The organism is Mycobacterium sp. SMC-17, assembly GCF_045310915.1.
Lineage (GTDB): Bacteria > Actinomycetota > Actinomycetes > Mycobacteriales > Mycobacteriaceae > Mycobacterium.
Genome location: NZ_JBJIAK010000051.1, coordinates 1 through 20295, shown reverse-complemented (window position 1 = coordinate 20295; position 20295 = coordinate 1). Strand labels below are relative to the sequence as shown.

Annotated in this window: 22 protein-coding genes; 6 read left to right on the top strand and 16 right to left on the bottom strand. The window is 64.3% G+C overall.

All coding sequences use genetic code 11. The features are described from left to right. Positions 1–18: 18 nt before the first annotated feature. From ACJH7A_RS24950 to ACJH7A_RS24930, 5 genes are all read right to left on the bottom strand, one after another. On the bottom strand, positions 19–1461 hold the full coding sequence (locus ACJH7A_RS24950; protein ID WP_293023789.1) for a site-specific integrase: 1443 nt from the start codon (positions 1459–1461) through the stop codon (positions 19–21). A gap of 51 nt (positions 1462–1512) precedes the next feature. Beyond that, positions 1513–1773, bottom strand: a complete 261-nt coding sequence (locus ACJH7A_RS24945) for an Imm61 family immunity protein (protein ID WP_406802889.1) — start codon at positions 1771–1773, stop codon at positions 1513–1515. A gap of 76 nt (positions 1774–1849) precedes the next feature. Then, positions 1850–2044, bottom strand: coding sequence for a hypothetical protein (locus tag ACJH7A_RS24940; protein WP_406802888.1), 195 nt, complete (start codon positions 2042–2044; stop codon positions 1850–1852). A 23-nt stretch (positions 2045–2067) separates the two neighbouring features. After that, positions 2068–2790, bottom strand: coding sequence for a hypothetical protein (locus tag ACJH7A_RS24935; protein ID WP_406802887.1), 723 nt, complete (start codon positions 2788–2790; stop codon positions 2068–2070). 5 nt (positions 2791–2795) lie between these two features. Then, the gene (locus tag ACJH7A_RS24930) at positions 2796–3092 is read right to left on the bottom strand and encodes a hypothetical protein (RefSeq protein WP_406802886.1); all 297 of its coding nucleotides are present in this window, start codon (positions 3090–3092) and stop codon (positions 2796–2798) included. 168 nt (positions 3093–3260) lie between these two features. On the opposite strand from ACJH7A_RS24930, the gene ACJH7A_RS24925 reads away from it, so the two are divergent. Together ACJH7A_RS24925 and ACJH7A_RS24920 are read left to right on the top strand one after the other, a co-directional pair. Next, the gene (locus ACJH7A_RS24925) at positions 3261–3878 is read left to right on the top strand and encodes a uracil-DNA glycosylase family protein (RefSeq protein WP_406802885.1); all 618 of its coding nucleotides are present in this window, start codon (positions 3261–3263) and stop codon (positions 3876–3878) included. Then, positions 3875–4357, top strand: coding sequence for a hypothetical protein (locus ACJH7A_RS24920; RefSeq protein ID WP_406802884.1), 483 nt, complete (start codon positions 3875–3877; stop codon positions 4355–4357). Before ACJH7A_RS24925 ends, ACJH7A_RS24920 begins: the two co-directional genes overlap by 4 nt. 66 nt (positions 4358–4423) lie before the next feature. Here the strand turns inward: ACJH7A_RS24920 and ACJH7A_RS24915 are convergent, their stop codons facing one another. The 9 genes from ACJH7A_RS24915 to ACJH7A_RS24875 form a co-directional block, all read right to left on the bottom strand. Continuing rightward, on the bottom strand, positions 4424–4732 hold the full coding sequence (locus tag ACJH7A_RS24915; RefSeq protein WP_406802883.1) for a hypothetical protein: 309 nt from the start codon (positions 4730–4732) through the stop codon (positions 4424–4426). 79 nt (positions 4733–4811) lie between these two features. Next, complete coding sequence (locus ACJH7A_RS24910; RefSeq protein WP_406802882.1) at positions 4812–6629, bottom strand: AAA family ATPase; 1818 nt, start codon at positions 6627–6629, stop codon at positions 4812–4814. Between the two features lie 15 nt (positions 6630–6644). Then, complete coding sequence (locus ACJH7A_RS24905; protein ID WP_406802881.1) at positions 6645–8666, bottom strand: hypothetical protein; 2022 nt, start codon at positions 8664–8666, stop codon at positions 6645–6647. Next, complete coding sequence (locus ACJH7A_RS24900; protein WP_406802880.1) at positions 8666–11302, bottom strand: ATP-binding protein; 2637 nt, start codon at positions 11300–11302, stop codon at positions 8666–8668. Before ACJH7A_RS24900 ends, ACJH7A_RS24905 begins: the two co-directional genes overlap by 1 nt. Further along, complete coding sequence (locus ACJH7A_RS24895; protein WP_406802879.1) at positions 11277–11657, bottom strand: hypothetical protein; 381 nt, start codon at positions 11655–11657, stop codon at positions 11277–11279. The genes ACJH7A_RS24900 and ACJH7A_RS24895 overlap by 26 nt, the downstream gene beginning before the upstream one ends. Positions 11658–11661: 4 nt before the next feature. Then, entirely contained in the window at positions 11662–12012 is a 351-nt protein-coding gene (locus tag ACJH7A_RS24890) for a hypothetical protein (protein WP_406802878.1), read from the bottom strand. Between the two features lie 28 nt (positions 12013–12040). Further along, the gene (locus tag ACJH7A_RS24885) at positions 12041–13027 is read right to left on the bottom strand and encodes a conjugal transfer protein (RefSeq protein WP_406802877.1); all 987 of its coding nucleotides are present in this window, start codon (positions 13025–13027) and stop codon (positions 12041–12043) included. Between the two features lie 7 nt (positions 13028–13034). After that, positions 13035–14108, bottom strand: coding sequence for a hypothetical protein (locus ACJH7A_RS24880; protein ID WP_406802876.1), 1074 nt, complete (start codon positions 14106–14108; stop codon positions 13035–13037). After that, on the bottom strand, positions 14101–14445 hold the full coding sequence (locus tag ACJH7A_RS24875) for a hypothetical protein (protein ID WP_406802875.1): 345 nt from the start codon (positions 14443–14445) through the stop codon (positions 14101–14103). The genes ACJH7A_RS24880 and ACJH7A_RS24875 overlap by 8 nt, the downstream gene beginning before the upstream one ends. Before the next feature lie 89 nt (positions 14446–14534). Between ACJH7A_RS24875 and ACJH7A_RS24870 the strand changes: the two genes are divergently transcribed. Then, positions 14535–15020, top strand: a complete 486-nt coding sequence (locus tag ACJH7A_RS24870; protein ID WP_406802874.1) for a hypothetical protein — start codon at positions 14535–14537, stop codon at positions 15018–15020. 56 nt (positions 15021–15076) lie between these two features. Here ACJH7A_RS24870 and ACJH7A_RS24865 read toward each other — a convergent pair whose 3' ends face one another. After that, complete coding sequence (locus ACJH7A_RS24865) at positions 15077–15760, bottom strand: hypothetical protein (RefSeq protein ID WP_406802873.1); 684 nt, start codon at positions 15758–15760, stop codon at positions 15077–15079. 131 nt (positions 15761–15891) lie between these two features. Continuing rightward, complete coding sequence (locus ACJH7A_RS24860) at positions 15892–17298, bottom strand: type IV secretory system conjugative DNA transfer family protein (RefSeq protein ID WP_406802872.1); 1407 nt, start codon at positions 17296–17298, stop codon at positions 15892–15894. A gap of 484 nt (positions 17299–17782) precedes the next feature. Between ACJH7A_RS24860 and ACJH7A_RS24855 the strand changes: the two genes are divergently transcribed. From ACJH7A_RS24855 to ligD, 3 genes are all read left to right on the top strand, one after another. Continuing rightward, entirely contained in the window at positions 17783–18328 is a 546-nt protein-coding gene (locus tag ACJH7A_RS24855) for a hypothetical protein (RefSeq protein ID WP_406802871.1), read from the top strand. Then, the gene (locus tag ACJH7A_RS24850) at positions 18318–19124 is read left to right on the top strand and encodes a hypothetical protein (RefSeq protein WP_406802870.1); all 807 of its coding nucleotides are present in this window, start codon (positions 18318–18320) and stop codon (positions 19122–19124) included. Before ACJH7A_RS24855 ends, ACJH7A_RS24850 begins: the two co-directional genes overlap by 11 nt. 198 nt (positions 19125–19322) lie before the next feature. After that, entirely contained in the window at positions 19323–20264 is a 942-nt protein-coding gene (gene ligD / locus ACJH7A_RS24845; protein WP_406802869.1) for a non-homologous end-joining DNA ligase, read from the top strand. The last annotated feature ends 31 nt before the right edge of the window (positions 20265–20295 follow it).

Below are 20295 nucleotides of genomic sequence, written 5' to 3'. Positions count from 1 at the left end.
CGGCGCGACCACGCCGACTCATTTGCGCGCCACCGGGTCTCCGAGGACCATTGCGTGGCCGCCGAAAAGTTCGGCCATCAATCCCGCCACCGGTAAGCCCTGGGTCTGCGCAAGCAACACCTCGACGTCGAGCGCCCGGAAGGGTTCCAGGTAGACGTTCCTGGTAGTTTCGACATGCCGGTGCCCCAACATCGTCTGCACCAGGTGCCAGGTATCACCGAATTGGACTCGGAAATCACGGGCCTCCTCCTCTGAGAGGTGACCGAGTCTCGAGGAATAGACCAGTTTCCCAATGGAGAACCACCGCAGGGCGAAGGAGTGCCGCAGCATATGCGGTGTGCAGGTGAAGTTCTCCACACCCAGTGCGGCGATACGATCGTTCGCTGCAGCGAACGTGTGGTGCCATCCGTGCGCGTCGCGCGGGAGACCATTTTCGTTCAGCCACAACCACAATGGCTCCAGACCAGCTTGCGTGCGGCGAAATAGCCTGCGGCGCAACGCTGGACCGGTCGTGTTCCAAGCGCGGTCGATGAATCCACCGTTACCGTCGGGCAGTCTTACCGTTCCTGGTCGCTTCGCGACGCCCACGACGATCGCGTCGCCCAGTTGCGCGTAGCGACCGCTCTCTTGGGCGCCGCGAACAGCCCGGGCCCTGGAACCCTCCACATACGCACAAATCCCCGCCAGCACGTGCCGCGGCATCCAATACGGGTGGCCATAGCCACCCTTGGCACATTTGTCGGCCAAGTGACACTTATAGAAGGGCCGGTCGACACCCAGTGTTGGAAGTTCATCGATCGTGACCGAAGCCCATTCCGACAGCCGTAACCCCGTTCCATACAGTCCGTCGAAAAACGCGACATCGCGCTGCTCATTGCGGGTGCGGCACGATCGGTCCCTGTGGCCCCGAAGATCCCGGCCACGCAACCCAACATCGCGCCAACGATCTACCGCGGCAGGATCGAGCCATCGAACTCTGGCCGACCGCTTAGACGGCGGCGAATCAACGGACAGGAAGATGTCGACGACATCTGCGAACCGCTCCGCGGCCCACGAATAGAATTTCTTGCACGCCGCAATATCCTTCGAAAAAGCCGAAGCGCCAACAGGAGTCAGATTGTTCGGGTCGGTGCGCCTCCAGAACTCGAAATCCTCTGTGTCTTCCTCGGTCGCTTCAGACCACACGCGTCCACTGGTCTGCAAGAAGTTCAGCCACAAACACAGCGACTGTGCGTAGTCACGGTTTGTGTTACTCGCAAGCACTCGCATCCGAGCGGAAGCCAAGAACGCGTTGACTCGAACATCGACAAACCCGTCGCTGCGTATGAGAAAGCGCTGTCCATCAACGTCTTTCCAACGCGACAACACGTCGCCGATGTCAGGAATCGGGCCCGTGATCTCCGTCGGCCAACCGTGAGCGAGCACGTTGATGTCGTAGCGAACCACCGACCATGTCTGCATGTTGGCTCCCAGCCCGAGGGTGGAGCGAGCATAGCAACAACAAGTCAGTGGCTATAGAACAAACAGGCCGATCATGTAGCGCTCCAAGACATCCATGCCCGCGGCGAACAGCTCGCAGTACTCGTCACCATCTGCGTCGATCTGGGTCAGCTCGACGCGACCTTGGCCGCGGTCGCGGATCTGGTACCAGCTCGTGCCGACGCCCGTTGAGGGCCGCAGCGTGGTCGCATCGTCGAGAGTGCCGATCGTGAATCCGGCGGCGCTAACCCAGCCTGCGCAGGTGCTCGACAGAGTCGGGGCGGCGGTTACCACGGCGCTACGGTAGCCGCTGGCGCAATGGCTAGCTGATCCGTCCAGGATTTGGCGCGTCGGCCTACTCGGAACTGAACTACTCCGGGAGGTCTTCGATGACGCCGCCGTTGGCGGCGGCGTAATCGGCGGCCTCGCCGGCCTGGTCTGCTATGAACGCGCGGACGGCTGAAGGGTTTCCGGGCACCCGTACCAAGATGGTGAAGTCATTGACTTTGTCGTCGCTGCGGCGGGCCGGCGGCCGCCGCTCCGACAGGCCCGGTACGTCAGTCATGACGCTCATTGTGCATGGCGGTGTCAGTCGCGGACGAGCCGCAAACCGACTGGCTGCGGTTGCGGGCCGGTCATGATCGTGTGCCGAGGGCTATCCGGACGCTCCACACGGATCAGAGCGGCCGGCACGGTGATCTGTACATCGCCCACCGGGCTCAGCAGGTTCCTGGCGTTCGGAAGGTGAGTGTAAGCGGTTGTGGCGCAGAGGAAATGCGGCTGGTGCTCGACGGGGGTGAGGCCGCATCGCTGCCAATAGAAGGTGGGATCAGCTGCGCTGCTGGCGTGCGGGCCTAGTGCGTGCGGGTGCAGCAGCACCAAAGTGTCGATGGGGCTGGCCATTCGGGCGATGATCTCGGCGACCAGCCACGCTTCGAGGTCGTGCCCTCGTAGTGGCTCTGCGATCTCGACGGCGGTGATGATCATGACCCGGTGGATCGGGACGTCGTCGAACTGATCCTGCAATGGCGGGGCGACGTCGTCGCCCTCAAACAGCTCCTCGAAGGCCAGAGCGTCCTCCGACAAAGAGTCGAGCAGATCTGCGATCGGGTGCTGACCAATGTTGATGTTCATGAATTCGGCGTACCCGGCGAAAACGTGTGGCGCATCCCCATCGCCGGTGCCACCAGCGCAGCCGCATTCAAGGTTCGCCCGCCATGTCGTCATCGCGTCAAACTGACTGTCAAATGTGCTGGCGTAGTGCACTTTCGGGGCGAACAGGGTGACGGCGTTCATCAGCGTGTTGGCCATATCCGCTACTGCTCTATTCGCTCGATCGCCGGGCCGATCCCGCTCCCCTGGCGCCAACGCTCCAACCCAGCCCGTGCAGATCGCACCGCCAGGTAGCCAACGCCCACGACCACCGCGGCGCGGACGAGGCCGGAGGCCTCGGAGAATGAACCGGTCGCGGTCGCCGCTTCCCACAGCGTGTGTAGCCCAATCACCGCCACAATCAACATCAGGACGACCTCGAGGAGCCTGCTCGGCACCCTGAATGTGGTGAACGCCTGTGGCGCTGCCGGATGATCATTGACGCCCATGTCAATGATCATCCCCTAAGCGCCGCTGCCCGCCTCTCACCGGTCCGCGCAACGCAACAGGCGCTGCGATTTGCAGGGGGTTGCCTCGGATGTAGCCGGTTGTACTCGCGCAGCAAGTATGGTCTGACGAGTGATGCAAGCCGGCAAGCTGAGCCGGCCCGACAACCGGAGACAGCTGTCATGACGACTGATAGCCGGCACCGGCGAAAGGCCGACCTCGACCGCAAGATCAAGGCGTGCCGCAAATGCGTTCACCCCGACCGTTTGAACGAGCCCCACGTGACCGAATCAGCGCCCGGTTTCGGCTCAATCGATTCGCCTGTCGCGATCGTCGGCGAGGCGCTGTGTCGCGCTTGCATGAAACAGCAAGAGCCCTTCTACGGCGGCAGCGGGCGCGTTCTTGATCGCTGTTTCCAGCAAGCCGGCGTCGCTAAGACCGACCTGTTCATCACGAACTCCATTCACTGTCACCCGCCCGACGATCGTGACCCGCACCCGCATGAAAGCGCGAATTGCTTACCGTTCCTACGCGCTGAGCTGCGTGACATCGTTCAACCGCGCCTGGTGATCGGCGTCGGCAAATTCGCGAAAGCGGCTCTGCTACAGGTGTATCCCGAAGCGCGACAACTGAGTTGGCCGTTCCGGGTGCCGCGCGCACGTCGGGTCGACCCGCCAGAATTGCCGTATCTGCTGTTTCCGCAACACCCGTACTTCATCATGACCCGCCCCCTTTCGGTGCGCGAACACTACGAGCGTCGCCTCGCTCGCGCGATCGAGTGGGGCTTCACGACGGTATGACCGGTCCGATTGATCTGAGCGGGTTCACCGGCTGGGTCCCGTTCGAGCAGCTGCCCACCGCCGGCGTGCCGACCGAGCCTGGTGTGTACGTCGTCGTGCGGCCCAGTGATGACTCACCGAAATTCCTCGACGTGTCGCCTGCCGGGCATTTCAAGGGAAAAGACCCAACCGTCGCCGTCGCGCAGCTACATGCCCTGTGGGTGCCCGGCGAACGGGTCATCTACATCGGCAAGGCCAATCTCAGCGCCGACGGTAAGCGTCATCTGCGCACACGGCTCGATGAGTTCCGCAAGTTCGGTGCAGGCGCGCCGATCGCCCACTCGGGTGGCCGTCGCATTTGGCAGCTCACCGATCACACCGAACTACTCGTCGGCTGGCGGGTCACCGCCGACGCCGACGCCACGAAGATCGAGACGAAGATGCTCGCTGATTTCCGCTCACATTACGGGCGTCTCCCATTCGCGAATATGCGCGGCTGAGCCGCTTCCCGGCCGAAATTCGCGATCAATCTACGGCCTTCAACTGTTCCGACCGAACTTCCGACCTCAGGACCAACCGCCGCCAGGTTTGTGGTCATGAGCATCCCTTTGAGGGACTACTGACGGGTCTCTGCGACTCAAGGCCCCAGCAGACTGTCTGATTTGAGCGCTGCGCGCCGTCAAACTGCTGGCGAATTCGGCGCCCAGCGCTTCAATGAGTCGGTTGCCCTCCGCGACCGCGGCTGAGGTTGCCTGGTTCGGCGGACCGGGGATCATCGGCGCGCCGGCCAGAACGCCGATGTCGTCGACAGCGCGGTCGTGGGCGTTGCTCAGTTCCTGCAGGTCAGTGGCATTCGGTCCGGTGTGATCCGCCATGGATCAATCGTAAAATGGCGGCTGGAGGGTCCCCGACGCCAATTTTCGGGGATCCTCGGCACTAGCCGGATTTGCCGGGCTAGGCCCGGCCGTGTGCTTCACCAGCGAGGTTGATGGCGGCGGGGTCCGGCTGCGTGGGTTCGGAGGCGGCCAGCGCGGCGCGCATGTCATCGGCCGTCACTTTGAGGACGTCGGGGTCGGTACGAACCAACTGCTGCAGCTCGACGGGGTTGGGCGCAGCCCGATGCAGCCGGCGAGCCCGTTCGCGCTTGCATGCCACCACGACTTTTCGGGCATATCGGCCGTTGCCCGCCAGGTCCAGCATGGTGCCGCTCTCGTACGGTTGAGCCCGCAACTCAGATGCCCTGGTACGCAGCAGATCCCACGCACCGGCCGCCACCGCTAAGCCTTCATTGGCGGCAATATGTTGGCCGATCGCGACGATTTCATCTGGACTGTAGCTGGCGAAGGTCAAGCTGAAATGGAAGCGGCTGGCCAGTCCGGCGTTGGCGCGCAGGAAGTCCTGCATCTCCTTGGGGTAGCCGGCCACGATGACTACCAGGTCCTCGCGGAAGTCCTCCATGTATTTGAGCAGGGTGTTGATGGCGTCCTTGCCGAAGGAATGGCCTTCAGTGGTTGGCACCAGCCGATACGCCTCGTCAATGAACAGCACGCCGCCGCGGGCTTCCTCGCAGACTTCTTTCATCTTCGCGGCTGTCTGTGAGACGTACCCGACCACGATGTCTTCCTCGGTGACCTCTTTGACGTCCGGCCGACGGATCTTTCCGAGGCCGAACAGGACCTCCCCCACCACGCGGGCAAAGGTGGTTTTGGCGGTGCCAGGCGGGCCGAGGAACACCATGTGGTTCTCGTTGCTCGACCCGATGGACTCGCCTTGCTCGGCCAGGAGCTGTTCGATCTGGATTTCGGTGCGCCACACCGCAATCTGTTCCTTGGCGTCTTCCAGGCCGATCAGGCTGTCGATGGTTTCCTGAGCCGCCTTCAGGCGTAGCTCACGCTCAGCGCCGAGTTCGGCGGCCGCGCGGACCTCGCGGCTGGTCTCGGTCTGCGGGTCCCACCGATTGGTGCGGGTCGCGATGGTCTCGGCGTCGGTGGTCACCAGTTGGTAGTCCGCGTGTGCCAGCGCGTCGCGCGCTTCCCAGATCAGCTGGCCGTCCACCACCGCGGTGTTGAACACTTCCGCGGCGGCAGCTTCGTCGCCGATTGCGCGCAAGCACCACCCTTTGGTGAGCGCCATGTTCGCGGCCACGTCGGGGTTCGTGGGCTGGCGGATGTCTTTGATGATGTCCAGCGCCTGTTGGTACAGGGCCAATCGCGCGCTCGCCATCGCTCGCAGCGTCTGCGTTGCCGCCAGTGTTTCGTCATGGACGTAGGTGGCTGTGCGGGGCGGGCAGCTTTCGGTGGCCGCGATGAGGTCAGGCCACCGTTCGGTGCGGTGATACAAAGTGGCCATGAGGAATTGGCGCCACATCTGCGGCCACGGATCGTCGGCGAGGGCCGGTTCGTTGAGCACCGCCAGCCCCTGGTCGTATTGACCAGCGGCGATCAAGCGGCTCGCGTAGGCGAGTGCGATGCTGGCGCGATTCCATACCTGAATGTTGAGCCAGAGGGGCGACGGGACGAGGGCCTGCAGCTCCCCGTCTCCGATGCCTAGCCGCTTGGTTTCGCGGTAAAGCGCGCGGGAATTCTCGTGTGCGCCCGCCAGCGCCGGCAGGCTGTGATCGCCGGCGGCCAAGCGACCCAGCCACGCATCGGACATGGCCGGCGCCACCTCGGTGATCCGCTTGAATTCATCTCGCGCGGCGGCCATGTCTCGGTTCTGGAATCGGGCGAGCGCGAGGTCAAACGCGCGGCGCTGTTCGATCGGCGACGTCAACGGTGGTCTCCTGAGCTATGGGCCAGTGATGGGATCGACGGTACTGGGTCCGTCGTCGATTGGCGGCGGCAGATGACCGTCATCTGGCGGCGGTTCGTCGGGGAACGGAATGTCCTCATGCAGGCCGAGATCGCCCATCGCGGCCATCGGATCGAACCCGCCTGCCTCCGCAGCGGGGCCGGTCCATACCGGCTGGTGGCCGACGCCGCCGGCGAGCTCGCCCCATTGGGCCTGGGCGGCATCGGCGTCGCGCCGGCGGCCTCGGGGACTGCGTTCACGCAGGTCGTTGGCCTGGTTGGCGAGAGCGTTGACGGGGTCGAATCCGCCGCCCTGACCTGTGGGCGCGGCGATCGGCGTCGCCCCGCCGCCCGTGGTGCCAGCAGGCGGTGCGCTGCCGCCAGCCGCGCCGCCGATCACATTCGGGCCCGCGGCCGTTCCATCAACGCCTGGCTCGGCGGTGGAGTGATCCGAGGTCACGGGATCGAACCCAGCTGCCGGCGCACCATGGACTTCCTCGCCGCCAGCGCCGGCGCGTTGTTCAAGCTCCTGCTCCCACGGCAGGGAGCGTGCCCCTTTGAGTTTGCTTCCAAGCCAGCCGGCGCCGCCCACCGCGGCCGTACCCACCCCGCCGACCGCGGCGTGCATGCCCAAACCGAGCGCCACATCCGTGGCCCGCCCGAACACCCCACGCCCTGGTGGCCGGTTCTCCAGGTCGGCGCGCAGCACCCGCAGCAGATACAGGGCCACCATGGACGCGGCGGCCATCATCACCAGGTGGGCGAACGGGTTGGTGCCGCCCAACTCGGCCGGCAGGGGTTGAGTGATCAGTCGCTCGACGGCCAGGCCAATGACACTGACGTAGACGATGTACACGGTGACCTCGATGCCGAACTTGAAGAACTTCCATACTTCGCTGATCGCGCGGCGCTGCGGGGCACCCGGGATGCCGCCGGCCCACAAGGTCGGCAGCAGGATCGCGGTGGTGTAGATCGCCTTGACCGACACCTTGAGAACCGACCAGCCTGAGGACACCAAGAACCAGGACAGCAAGGTCAGAGCGACGAGCAGAATCAATGCGCCGCCGATGTTGCCGCCGTCGAGGTGTTGGGCGAACGACACCGCGGCCTTGTCGCCGCATGCCTTCATAGCCTCGACCGGATCGGTGTACTGGCTGCCCGAGATCAAGGCGCGAGTGTAGGCGCTCCCGCAGCCACCGACGCGATCTACGACATGCCCGAAGTTGAACACTTCCAACGGTTCTCGTACCGCGTGGGTGATCAAGCTCGAGGTAAGGGTATCAATCTGCCCGGCGAATCCGCCGCCGGCGATGGCGTGGCCGTGAGTGGCGACCTGGCCCACGCTGAAACCGACTTTGCGGCCGAACTGCAGCAGTCCGTCCGGTCCGTACATCATTCCGGACGGGTTGGCGAACACCGCGACCGACAGCGCGGGAATGGCGGTCGCCAACAGAATCTGCATCCAGCCGCGGCCGCGCTCGCCTCGGTGCAAGGTCATGACGCCGATACCCACCCCGAGGGGGACGGTCAGCATGACCAGCCCCCACCTGGTCGTCACGTCGATCACCGCCGTGGTGACGGCCTGGGCGATCGTGCCGATAACGGTGAGCCAGTAGCTCGACACCGTCAGCTTCATCACCCACAGGCCGAGCGCGAAAATCGTGATGGCCAAGCCAATCAGGCCCGACAGCAGCGATGAGGCGCCCAGGAAGGTGGCCAGCACGTCGAAGGCATGCATCATCCAGGCCATCCACGTGGACGGGTCGATCGCCGATCCTTCAGGGCCGGCTTCCAGCAGCTGATCCCGGACGCTGGCCAAAGCCAGCGAATAGTCCCCGATCGGAACACCGTAGGAGCATTTGAGCCCCGTCCAGTTCAGCACTCCGGCCGAGGTCGATGCGGCGGCGTGCGGGGCCGCGCCCACCGCCATCATCGACAACAGCTGTGTCAGGGCAATGACTTTCACCGGGCGGCCGATGCGAGGGTGCAGGTCCAGCCAGGCTTTGGCTTCGGCGAGCATCAGATGGCCTGCTTACGCGCACGCTCGCGCACCGGGTTAGTGTCGTACTGTTCGGACAGGGCGCGGTTAGGTGCGTTGAACAGCCGCACCTTGCCGAAGCCGCCGAACTCGTCGAGGAACCACGCTTCGCCTTCCCGTCCCGGAATCACCTTGCCGTGCTGTGGGTCGATCGAATCGTCACCGTGGTCGGCCATCTGTACGGGGCTGGTGTTGTTGACATAGTCGGCCAGCAGCTTCGGGTGGCGGTCGACGTCCCGGCCGCACCAGCGCAGGGTCTCCTCAGCGATCGCGGCCGACTTGAAGCCCAGGCACAGCCGCTGGTCGATGAACTCGTCCTCGAGGACCCCGAAGTCCTTCTTGGGGTTCTGACTGATGCCCACGAATCCGGTCCAGGCTTTACGGCCTTGGCGGATAATCAGATTCGCGGTCTTCTGCCCGCCCGGTGAGTGGGTCCAGGCAGCGCATTCCTCCACCACCAACACATCCGGTTGCGGGGTGCGGCGGTTGAAGAACACATGCTGCGCCAGGTCAGAGGCCAGCCCGTAGAGGGCGACCGCGGCACGCTGGCTCGGGGTGGTCATGTGGTGCAGGTGCGCCTGGTATTCCTCGGTTACGTCGGGCAGCTTGAGGCCGCCGAAATTCCAGATGACCAGCTGCCGATCAAGGTCAGGAAGGCCCAGCGTTTCATCGAACAGCGGCCGCAGCAGGCGTTCTGCCCGCAAGCCTTCCAGCGCGATCAGCAGATCATCGTCGACCCCGAGTCGGTCGGCGCGGGTGCGGTCGCTCAGATACCTGATCAGCTGGTTGCTACTTCCGATTCCGTTGGCGGCGCGGGAGCCGGGCGCGAGAATTGCTTTGAGCCGGGATGCCTGCACACTCATCGGACCGAAGCCCATAAGTGGTAGCAAACAATCTACTGCGCGTTCACCGGCATCGATAATTTCCACATCGTCGGTGCGAACAATGTCCGTATCGGGGAATATTCGCAATGAATCGAGGCTGAACAAAGGATTTCTCGGATCAATGATCGTCTTCTTCTCATCCGGGAAATCAGCGAGCGCCCGCTGATGTTCGCGGGCGGAGGTCGGATCGAGCAGATGGAGGCCGGCGCCCATTCTCAGCCAGGAACGTTCGAGATTCTTGCTGCACTGGGACTTGCCCCGGCCGGGCGACCCGCCGATGACCAGGTTGGCGGGGTTCTGCCGGCCCGGTGCGCCCAACAGATCGAGCAGCACCAGGTCGGGTAAACCGCCCGTGGTGATGTTCATCCCCAGCGGGACACCGACGTTGTTGCCGATCTTATTCGACAGCAGTGGAACAAATTTCGCGAATCGCGCCGTGGTCGAGGGGTTGCGGATTTCATGCAGCCGGGCGGTGCTTTCGGTGCCCGGATTGAATGCCCGCCACAGCGACTTCTGGCTGCCGGGGCGCCGCTGCATCCGTAGGTTCTGGCCACGGTATCGCCGAATAACCTCCGACAGAACCGAATTCACCCGGTCGGGATTGGTCCCCGATGCGCGCAGCACCACCGCCGGGTTGACGCCGCGCTCGGCGCTGCCGCGTTTGAGCTCGGAGGCCAGTTCTTTGCCGGAGGCGAGTTTGCGCACCAACTCGTCGTCGTTGTTGGCGCGGCGGCCGCGCTGGCGGCCTTGGTCTTTGATGTTGGTGATGACCTGGTGGGCGGTCTCCACCGCCTGCTCTGCCGAATCAAAGGTCAGATGCAGCAGCCAGTCCAGGGTCACATCGGCGGTGCTGAGGTCATCGAGCAGCTTGAACAACGTGGCGTGCGGCCATTTGATGCCGGTGTCGGGAAATCCTTCAATGCCGATCAGGGCTTGATAGGAGTCGGGGATCGACTCCCCACGCTCGCGGTAGGTACGCACGAACACGTCGGAGTCGGTGCGCGCTGCGCGCCAGCGGCGGCCGCGCAGCTCGGCGGCAGACTGATCGAACCAGACGCGCGTGAACGCACTTCCGGGCAACTCGGCGTTCGGGTTATAGGGAACGTTGGGCATCGGATGAGGCCAGGCCCCGCAACTCGCGGTGTAGTTCCAATGCCACCAAATCTGTTCCGCCGAGGCGGGTTTGGCGAACAGTGACGGGGGCAGTTTGCGGACCATATCCGCCGCTACCGTCCGGTAGTGGTTGATGGAGGTGTCGCTGTCCTTGTCGCGGCCGATGACAGTCTCCCAGGCGCGTTGGAAGCGGCCGGCCGTCGTCGTGCCGCTCTGGCCATAGTCCAAGGGCAGGCTCAGCCAGTACACCCGTCGCCGCGATTTCCCGCGGGCGATCTCCGGGGCCCACAACTCGCAGTGGTTGACCCAGGCGATGGTGTGCTCGGGCAGGTGGTGGGCCTGGCGTTCATCGGTGGGGTCCAGGTCGTGGTGGGCGTAAAGCATCCGCCGCTTGATGTTGCGGGGAGCGACCGCGGTGGTCAGCCCGCTGATCAATGGGCCTGACGGCAGTGTCCTGAGAAGATCCGCGTGAACGTCTGCGACGGCGTTCTGCCAGTCTTTCGACAAGAAGATGAAGGGCTGACCCGACAGCAGGTAATCGGCGTAAACGCCGTTCTGGGTGAACCGGAGGTTGCCGATGACACCCAGAGGGCCGTCAGCGCTGGAAGCGTTGGAAGTCATTGATGGGGGCCTTCTTTGGGTCCTGACGGTGCGAGCAGGACACCGTGGGTCGGGTGTTCTCCCACCACCATGCGAGCCGGGTGGACATGGTGGGTCGGGCTTGCGGCAATTTGGCGAGCGCGAGGACTGAGCCCACGGTCAGGGCCGCGCCGATGATCAGGATCGCCACGGCGTGGCCGCTGTACAGGTTGAGCGTGACCGCCGTCAAGGTGCCCAGGGTGCCGACGACACCGGCGATGGCGTCCGGGGCGCGCCAGTTGTCCCTGAATGGCAGGGTGAAGCCGTCAGATTCGCCCAGGACGATCGTGACATCGCGCTGATCGGAATAGACCTTCGCCGGTGCGTCGTCGGCCATGGTGCTACTGCCCGAACCCGTTGCTGGTGCCGAAGGGATTCGTCACCGGCACCGAGTTTCGGACGCCGTTTCGTTGCATCTCGTAGACGATCCCGGCGGCGATGGCGCAGGACAGCAGGATGATCACGGCCAGCACGATGGTGCCGATCTGGTGGGTGATACCGGCCCCTGAGCCTTCTTTGCTCTGCTTGCCAACGGTTTTCGCCGAGCCCATGACAAGCGAGACCAGGGCGATGGCGCCGATGCAGGTGTAGCCAATGTTGTAGCCACTGGAGAAGAATCCGTTGGCCAGGATGTGGTGGTCCCCGGCGGCCGTGGCCAACTGCGCTCCGGCAGTGAATGCGGTGTGATTCATGGTCGATTGCTCCTTGAATTCGCGGTTTTCAGCGGTTTGACCCGGCAGCGGAAGCGCCTGATTCGGCGTCGACTTGTGGAATTAAGTCTATGGCCGCAACCATCCAGGTTCCGCCACTATTTTCGAGCGTCAGAAAGTACGTGAATGGCACGCTGGCAAATTGTGTTGTCTGGGCTGAGACCAACGCTCGGACATGAATGCGCGTGCCCGGGGCGGCGTTGTTCGGGACGTCGCTGCTGACCGTGGCCGCGGTCACCGTGGCGCTCTGGTACCCCCCGATCGGGCGAAGACCCGAGTCGGCCAACACATAGCGGTCCAGGCCGCCGTTGGAGGTGAGGAACTGGGTGACGAAGCCACTGATCACCGACGACATGGGACTGTTCGCCGGCACCGGGTGCTCGTAGGACAGTTTGATGTCGGCGCCGGGGCCCGGGTCGTTCGCCGGGGCCGGCCAGTCCATCGCGCGGGGCTGAGAACTATAGATGGACACCGGAACTCGATAGAACGCGGTGACCGCGTCGGCCGAGGCGTACGGTCGCTGGCTGACCATGATGACCGTGCCGTACAGGTCCGCTCCCCCGACCGATCCGGCGGGGATCACCGACCAGACCACGGCGGAGTCAACGACCGCCGGAGGCGGCTGCTTCGCGCCCGATCCGGCGGCGGCCAGGCCGGGTACCGCACCCGGTGCGCCGGTCGGATCGCCGAAGGTCAGAAAATGCCGCAGGACGGCGCGCTGGTCGACCGGCGTGGTCAGAAACGCCCGCACAAACTCCCGGGCCAGCCCGCCGGCAGCCAGGGCCCGATTGTTGACCTGGCTGGCGATCTTGGCCACATCGACGTTGTCGGGGTGATGCTCGGCGAAGTACACGTTCAAGGCCGCGGGCACGCAGGCCAGCACCGCCACGGTCAGCGTGGCCATCCAGATGGAGCGGGCGCGGCTCCTAGCCGTGCCGATGCGGCGCTGCCACGTGCGTGAAACCTCCACGTTGGCAAAAGGATTGGCGATAGTCATGAGTGTCCTAGTTGGGGGCGTGTCCGAAGAACTGCATCTGGCTCATTGCGAAGGTGGCGTCCACGGGGTCACTGCCCGGGTTCGCATCAGGTGCGCCCATGGGATCGGCGGGGGCACCGCCAGTCGGGTCGGGGGCAGCACCGACCCCGGCCACCGGCCCGGTCGGATTGAACGGGTCCTGTCCCCCGCCCGGGACGTTGGGGTCCACCCCCGCCGGTGGCGTCGCCGGCGGGGGTGCGGTGTGCAAGATCATCACATCGACGCGGGAGGCCAGCACCTTTTGCGGGAGGGTCACCGTGACCATGCCGTGCACACTGTGGGTGTCCACAGGCACGGGATCGGCCGCCAGCTGGTCGCCGTTGAAGAAGTTCAGTTGAAGGTTCGTCACCACACGGTGTTCGAGCCAATGATCCTTGCCGCCAGTGGTTTTCGCGAGCCACCCGGGACTCAGCGATACCGAGTTGAGCATGTAGGAGCAGTTGGACTCCGGCCGGGACGTCGAGCAGGTGAACTTGACATGCAGAATCTGACCATCCAGCCGTGACTCCTGTGGCCCGCGGTTGCACACCCACGCTGAATCACTGGACGCATCCGTCAACGCCTGCGGCGATGTGGAGCCCTGTTCATCGCAGCTGGAGGTTTTCGCGGCGAACGGTATCGCCACGTCGTGCTGGGGTACAGCAACATTGGCGGTGCTCGGTGCTGGTGAGACCGCCACCGGTGACACCGGCGAGATGTGCTGCGGCACCGGTGTCGGTTCCGGGCCGCCGCCAAAGACGCTGAACACCAACACAATAAACACGGCGACCAGGACCACCCCTGATCCGAGCCAGGCCGCGGTGCGCCAGGCACCGGCGTTCTTGCTTACGGCCGCCGGCTGATCCTCAGGCGCACCGGTGGGCGACAGCCCGGGATCGTCCTCGGCTGCCGGCCCGTCAAGGTCTACTGGCGCATCGTCGTGCTCGAGGTCGCTTTCGGACTCGTCGCGGGTCGCCAAGGCCAATGGTGACGGTTCATCGCCCCACAGATTCGCGGCGAACCGGTGCGCCGACTGGGCCGACAGGTCATCAACGTCAGACACGCGGGGCACCGTCCTGCTCGATCACCTCGGCGTCGATCACGGCGGGCTGTGCGACGTTCGGGCCCATCCACACCGGAACCATGACCCAACCGCCCGCCGGTGCCGCCGCGACCGGGCGGGTCACGGCGGGCTGGACCGCGGCACTCGGGCGCGGCGGCACGGGCTGCGCCGCGCGGGCCGGAGCCCGGCGCCGGCGACCTGCAACACGGACCGCTACCCAGACCAACAGGACTGCGACAATCAGCGGCAGCAACTTCAGGACGGCCTCGACGACCATCAGTAGCACTGCAACCAACGTCAGCATGCCCATGAACAGAATCGACAACACCAGCCTCATGCGGCGGCCCTCCCTACTTGATGTAACGCACGGTCGTGATCCGAAATTGATTGCCGAGCACCTGCTTTAGGTGCGGTAATGTCCGAGGAATGAGCGCTCCCGTGGATGGTGTTGACCGACTGATCTACTTCGTCGAGCAACGAATCGGCCAGCTGCGCATGTCCAAGGACGAGGTCACCCGCCGTGGAGGACCCGCCCGCGACACGCTGACCAAACTGCGCGGGCTCGACGGCCAGCGAAGGCCGACCGTGGCGGTGCTGGCGCGTCTGGATGCCACCATGGGCTGGCACCCCGGGTCGGCGGCGGTGACGTTGCTTGGTGGCCAACCACTGAGTGTGACCAATTCGCTCACTCCCGCCGAAGGCCGCCGCGGCAGTGGCCGCGCGCTGCGAGAGGTCAGCCCCGACGAGGTGATCGAGCGCCTTGTCGAGCAGGTCGACGAGCGCATCGCTCAGGTGGAGTACGCCCTGGACGGCCTGCGCGATGTCCGTGAAAACCTCGCGGCCGAACTCAGCGACAAAGCCCTGCGCACGGCCTACGCCGCCGGCATTGTCGATTCCCAACGCACCGGATAATGGGGCTAAAACCGTTGCTGTGCCGCCTTTTACGTCTGTAGCCGTCGCGATTGCGTTCACGGGCGTGACCCTTGGCCGGGCTGGTTGAGCGGCATCGCGTCGACGATCGCCGGGCCAGTCAGGTCGTAGCCGCCCAGCACCGCAGCAGCGTCCTCGGCGTTTAGTTCCCGCTTGACCGGGGTCAACGGCCACCACTGGTGACTGCCCGCCACTGCGAGCCATCCTTCGGCGATCCCCCAGATGGCCGCCGCGACCGGCGCCGCCGCCAGTTGCAGGCACAGCCACGGCAGCACTGCGATCTGCGCGAACGAGCCGGCAGGGTCGTACACCAGCTGGTAGACGCCCAGCGTGAGTACACCCAGGCCGACGCCCGACCACAGCAGCGCCGCGATCGGGTATCCCCGCAGAGTCTGCGGAATCAACTGCGTGAAAACCTTTTTGAGCACCCAGCCTCCCACCCAGCCGATCGGGGCGATGGCGAACGCAGTCAGGACGATCGCCAACTCAACTTTCGAGGCGTTGGATTTGTTAGCCCGAATCCACAGCGGGTCGATGCGGGTGTCGTCGTGCGGATTGGGTACCGCCGAGGTCTGAATCCGCTGGCGTTTGCGCACAATCCGGCCGAGCTGTTCGGCGCGGCGTCGCTGAATGGTGGACCACCCTTGGTGGAATTCGATCCATTCGCGGCGCACATCGTCGTAGCGGTCCGGTGGGACCTGCGGGTGCGCGGGAATTGCCATATAACAACCCTAAGGCCGCCAAAGATGGCTCTGTGCACTATTTTTCCGCTCCTGGGGCAGCCCGTCGGCCGGCTGTGCCCGGCCCCAACTCGACGCAGACCGGGGCCGGGGAACGGCAATGGCGAAGCCGATCAGACGGACTTGAGGTTCTGCCGCCGCGATTGGACTTCCCGGCTTTTCGCTGCGGCGCTGCGCAACTCGTCCAAGTACACGATGAAATCGTCGAAATCCATGAGCTCGACCATCTCTCCGGGCTCACCGCGCGGGATCAATCGCGCCTCATCGCGGCTCCGGGGCATCAATTCGGCGCCCTCCAACGCGTTACCGAAATGCCGGTTGGTGTTCTTGTTGTCCCCATTGTGGTCATACGATTGTTGGCTTCGAGTGGCCTTGCCCGCCCAGAACGCCGCTGACTCCATGATGTCGTGCTCGTGGGACCCATACATGATCAGCGTTGCCGGGGTCACGGCGCGAATAGCCTTGCCCTGCAACGGCCCATAGATCGCGTCGAGCTGTGCTCCTGCCTGGCAGGCATAGCAGATATGGCATCCCAGGCCGCGCGACTCGGCCAGGTACTGCGGCAACCGCGGGATCGGCGTGTTGGTGATCTCGTCGAGGAACATGCCGAGCCGGCTGAACTGCTCCCATTGGGCCACCTTGCGTCGCTGGCGGTCGATCAACTGATCGAACAACACGATCGCCTGGACGGCCACCGCCCCGTCTGCCGGGGTCAGCAGGTACAACGTGCTGCCGGGCTCATCGAGGAACGACAGATCCAATGCCGGCAGATCGCGGTCATGACGCGCGGTCATCAACCACGCCGTCAGAACCTTCGTCACGGTCATTTTCACCGAATCCCGTTGTTTGGCATCCATATCCAGCACAGACTCCACCCGTGCCAGGTACAGCGGGTCCTCGGTCCAGATCGCGGCAGCAGCCCAACCCGGGCTGAACTTCAGTTGGTGCGGAGCACCGCCCTGAGGCAGCTTCTCCACGTTCTCAGCGCCTTCCACCGCCCAGCGGATACCCTGCCCGGTTCCACGCGGGCTCGCCGCGTACAGCAGGCAAGTCAACGGTGCAAAGGCCAACTCATTCCACGGACCATTGTCGCCACCGGTGCGAAAAGTACTGCCTGACAGGGAAATCGACGTCGTACTCAACAGGCTCTTTGTCAGCGCCTCCGCGTCGTCCATGCAGGTGATCGACGCGGTCGGATCGAACGCCATCGACACGAAATCTTTGGGGTAGAACGGCGCATTGATCGGGCGCAGGTCGATCAATGCGCTCTTGCCCGGACGGCGCGAGGCCACCATCTGCATGAGGTCGTCTTTACTTGAGGACACCACCGCCGAGCCAGGCCACAAGATCGCGCTCTGCGCCAGCCAGCGACGACTTTTACCCGTTCCGGGAGGGGCGAACGCGCCCACGTGCGGCGCTGACTCCAGCGGCGCCAGCAGACCGTTCTTGCCCTTGCGTGTCCAACCCGCGAACGGCGTGATCGGCGGCTGGTACGGCGCGCCAGCGCGGGGGAAAGTCATGCATCAACGATAAGACCGGCTCAGGGGTGCCCAGTGCAGTATTTCCGGGGCGAGGGTGGCGCGCCGGCCGTCCACGCCCCAAGGCGATCGAGACGGGCTGGCTAGCGGTGCCGTCTCGTGACACTGGGTGCTCGAAGTCAGACCGGCGCGACTTTTGAGCGTGCATTCTGACTGCAGCGAAACCAGGCCGCTTTCGCTGGTGGGCGACTACCGTGCGTATCCGGAGAGTGCGCACCGACAGCATCGGACGGGTGATCGAATGGCGCTGAACGACCGACTACTGCAGTTGCAGCGATTGCCGAGCCGAACGTGCTACATCTGCCAATTCCACGGCTCCCTGCTTCCTGAGCGGCACGAACCAGTCGCGCGCGGAAAAATCAACGCAACAGTCGGAACCTGCTCGAAATGCTCAGTCTGGGCGTGCGCGTGGCATGGGACGCGCTATGGGGTTTTCGAATGCGCGAAGTGCCGGCATGGCACCGCAGTGTCCGATGTCATCACCGACAACCCCATCATCGGCTTCGAGGCGGTGTTGGCGAGCCAGCTCTTTACACGCCGGCTCTCCGACTACACCAGCACGGTTATCGGTACTGCCGTCAACCGGATTCTCGATGCGCACCCCGAACCTTCTAGCTCTGCCTTGAAAATCAACCCCGCCCCCGACGAGCCCAACTTGGTCACCAACCTCGCCGGCGTGATCGACCGGCTCCGCGGGCGCACCAAGTCCGCAGGGCCGACCAATGTCAGCGCTACTGACATCGCCGCAATGAGTGCACTTGTGCGCAGCGCCTTCGCCGGCCGGATGCTCCGCAGAGAGTACGACGAGGACATGCGCACAGCTCTGGCCGGTGCGCTGGTGATGGCCTACGAGCTGGCCGGCGAGCAGTTCGAAGAGGACCCTGGCCATTTGTTTCTCGGTGAATTGAAACCACCATGGGAAATTCGCCACCCCCTGTTGCTGCATCCGGCCGTCTGGCTGCTCGCCACGGCATGCGAACTCGCCATGCAAGAGGGCATAAATGGATATTGAAAAACTGCCGGTCTTCGGCAAGAAGATCAAGGAGCGGCGCGCGCGGGCACTGATCAGTCCGCCCGGCGGGCGGTCCTGGCCCGCAGTGAGCCAGTCTGGACAGGTCGGCGATGGCCGCATCCATATCGTGGTGAACAAGGGAGACGCCGGGAAGCCAGTGGTCGAATCACTGTTGAGCGACGACGACAAACTCGTACTCAGCAACAACGACGGCAAGAGCGGCCTGGAGCTCAAAGGCCAGTCACGCTACGGCCAGGACGCGGCCGCCGAGCACGAGGGCATCTACATCAGCAAGTCTGACTACGACAAGTATTCCTGGGGTACTAACGTCGCTGCCCGACGCTACACCGGGACAGACACCTTCAGGAAGGCGCGCAAGTCGAAAGCCCTTGCAGGAACAGCAATTGTTGCACTCGCGGCGGCACTGTCGGGAGCGGGCAATGCCTTCCTCGCCACCCCAAGCGGCGTCGCCTCAACACAAACCCCGCAAAATATTGTTGCTGCCTGGGCTGATGAACCGACCACTCTGCTCCAAGCGCCGAACCTCAGCCCAGCGCAAATAGACAAGGTTCACCAACTCGTCGAAAGCCGCATCGCTGTGGGCGCACAATGCCTGAAAGCCAGGGATGGCCAGACCTCCGCACCCGCCGAGCCGATTCCTGGGGTTGATTGCCAGAAACCCAAGATCTATAAGACAACCCACTTTTGGGGCCTCATCACCGCATTCCTAGCCATCGCTACCGGGATATTCGGCCTCGTAGCCTGGTTCAAGAAACTTGGCTTCCAAGGTGCCTAGTGTCGCCGGCCCGGCGTATTCGGTGACCAAAAACCCACAGCCGATTCGATTGCAGCGCAAGGGTGCCCTAGAGTTCCCAATTCGCCCCGGCGGGTGGGGGGTTCGTGGTGATCACGCGCCTCCATCGCGTAGATCAGACCTGAGATTTCGGACGTAATGAGTGCCCAGCAAGTGGGTCGGGCCGTTCCGCCGCCGCCGATGCTCCCCACGCTCGGGGAACCGCCAGTAGGACCAGCCTGGGCAACAGAAGTCAAGTGGGATGGCTTCAGATCACTGGTTTCGCTCGCCGCGTCTGGGGTCGATGTCTACACCCGCAACTTGGTAAATGCCTCGTCGACCTTTCCCGAGCTCGACGGGTTACGTGATGCGTTGGCCGGCCGGCAGGCTGTTCTCGATGGCGAGCTCGTGGTACTTGACCCAATGGGTCGACCGTCTTTTAGTCGACTGCAGCAACGTTGGCCAATGCGACGTCGCCCTTCTGCTGCGCTGATTCGATCGGTACCGGTCCGGTTTCTCGCCTTCGACGTGCTCGCGCTGGATGAGCGCGATGTGACCGGTTTGGTATACCGGCAGCGGCGTGAGCTCCTGGAAGGCCTCGGGGCCGGTTCGGCTCACCCTGTGCTGGTTGTGCCTCCCTCGTGGACAGACGTCGCACCGAGCGCCATGCTCGCGATCGCGCAGGAGCAGGGCCTTGAAGGCGTAGTGGCCAAAAGGATTGACTCCGTTTATGTTTCGGGGCGGTCACGGGCGTGGATCAAGACTCCGATTCGGCGCACCTGCGAACTGGCGATTGTTGGCTGGTCCCAGCGTGGTGGCCCAGGCGGAGGCGGGCAGATCGGCAATCTGTTGCTTGCTGGGCGGGGTTCAGACGGTGGCCTGACGGTTGTCGGTGAGGTCGGCACGGGATTCAGCGCAGCAGAGCGCCGGCGGCTCTATCAGATGCTGATCACGATTGGCCGTTCTGCGGCTGCCGCGGCAGCCGCGCCAGAAGACGGGTGGAATTGGGTGGAACCGCAGTATGTCGGTGAGGTCGCATACCGCGAGTACGTTCCTGGTCGCGGGCTGCGTCATTGTTCGTGGAAAGGGCTGCGCGACAGGGCTAAGTCCCCTGGGGTGGTGGGAATTCGGGGACGGGGCTGAGGTGGGCGGAGATGTTCAGGCCGTGTCGGTG

Bases quoted from the DNA above. Each gene is read 5' to 3' on its own strand.
- ACJH7A_RS24950 (WP_293023789.1), bottom strand. From the start codon at position 1,461: ATGCAGACATGGTCGGTGGTTCGCTACGACATCAACGTGCTCGCTCAC.
- ACJH7A_RS24940 (WP_406802888.1), bottom strand. From the start codon at position 2,044: ATGACTGACGTACCGGGCCTGTCGGAGCGGCGGCCGCCGGCCCGCCGC.
- ACJH7A_RS24935 (WP_406802887.1), bottom strand. From the start codon at position 2,790: ATGGCCAACACGCTGATGAACGCCGTCACCCTGTTCGCCCCGAAAGTG.
- ACJH7A_RS24930 (WP_406802886.1), bottom strand. From the start codon at position 3,092: ATGATCATTGACATGGGCGTCAATGATCATCCGGCAGCGCCACAGGCG.
- ACJH7A_RS24925 (WP_406802885.1), top strand. From the start codon at position 3,261: ATGACGACTGATAGCCGGCACCGGCGAAAGGCCGACCTCGACCGCAAG.
- ACJH7A_RS24920 (WP_406802884.1), top strand. From the start codon at position 3,875: ATGACCGGTCCGATTGATCTGAGCGGGTTCACCGGCTGGGTCCCGTTC.
- ACJH7A_RS24915 (WP_406802883.1), bottom strand. From the start codon at position 4,732: ATGGCGGATCACACCGGACCGAATGCCACTGACCTGCAGGAACTGAGC.
- ACJH7A_RS24905 (WP_406802881.1), bottom strand. From the start codon at position 8,666: ATGCTCGCCGAAGCCAAAGCCTGGCTGGACCTGCACCCTCGCATCGGC.
- ACJH7A_RS24900 (WP_406802880.1), bottom strand. From the start codon at position 11,302: ATGACTTCCAACGCTTCCAGCGCTGACGGCCCTCTGGGTGTCATCGGC.
- ACJH7A_RS24895 (WP_406802879.1), bottom strand. From the start codon at position 11,657: ATGGCCGACGACGCACCGGCGAAGGTCTATTCCGATCAGCGCGATGTC.
- ACJH7A_RS24890 (WP_406802878.1), bottom strand. From the start codon at position 12,012: ATGAATCACACCGCATTCACTGCCGGAGCGCAGTTGGCCACGGCCGCC.
- ACJH7A_RS24885 (WP_406802877.1), bottom strand. From the start codon at position 13,027: ATGACTATCGCCAATCCTTTTGCCAACGTGGAGGTTTCACGCACGTGG.
- ACJH7A_RS24875 (WP_406802875.1), bottom strand. From the start codon at position 14,445: ATGAGGCTGGTGTTGTCGATTCTGTTCATGGGCATGCTGACGTTGGTT.
- ACJH7A_RS24870 (WP_406802874.1), top strand. From the start codon at position 14,535: ATGAGCGCTCCCGTGGATGGTGTTGACCGACTGATCTACTTCGTCGAG.
- ACJH7A_RS24865 (WP_406802873.1), bottom strand. From the start codon at position 15,760: ATGGCAATTCCCGCGCACCCGCAGGTCCCACCGGACCGCTACGACGAT.
- ACJH7A_RS24860 (WP_406802872.1), bottom strand. From the start codon at position 17,298: ATGACTTTCCCCCGCGCTGGCGCGCCGTACCAGCCGCCGATCACGCCG.
- ACJH7A_RS24850 (WP_406802870.1), top strand. From the start codon at position 18,318: ATGGATATTGAAAAACTGCCGGTCTTCGGCAAGAAGATCAAGGAGCGG.
- ligD (WP_406802869.1), top strand. From the start codon at position 19,323: ATGCTCCCCACGCTCGGGGAACCGCCAGTAGGACCAGCCTGGGCAACA.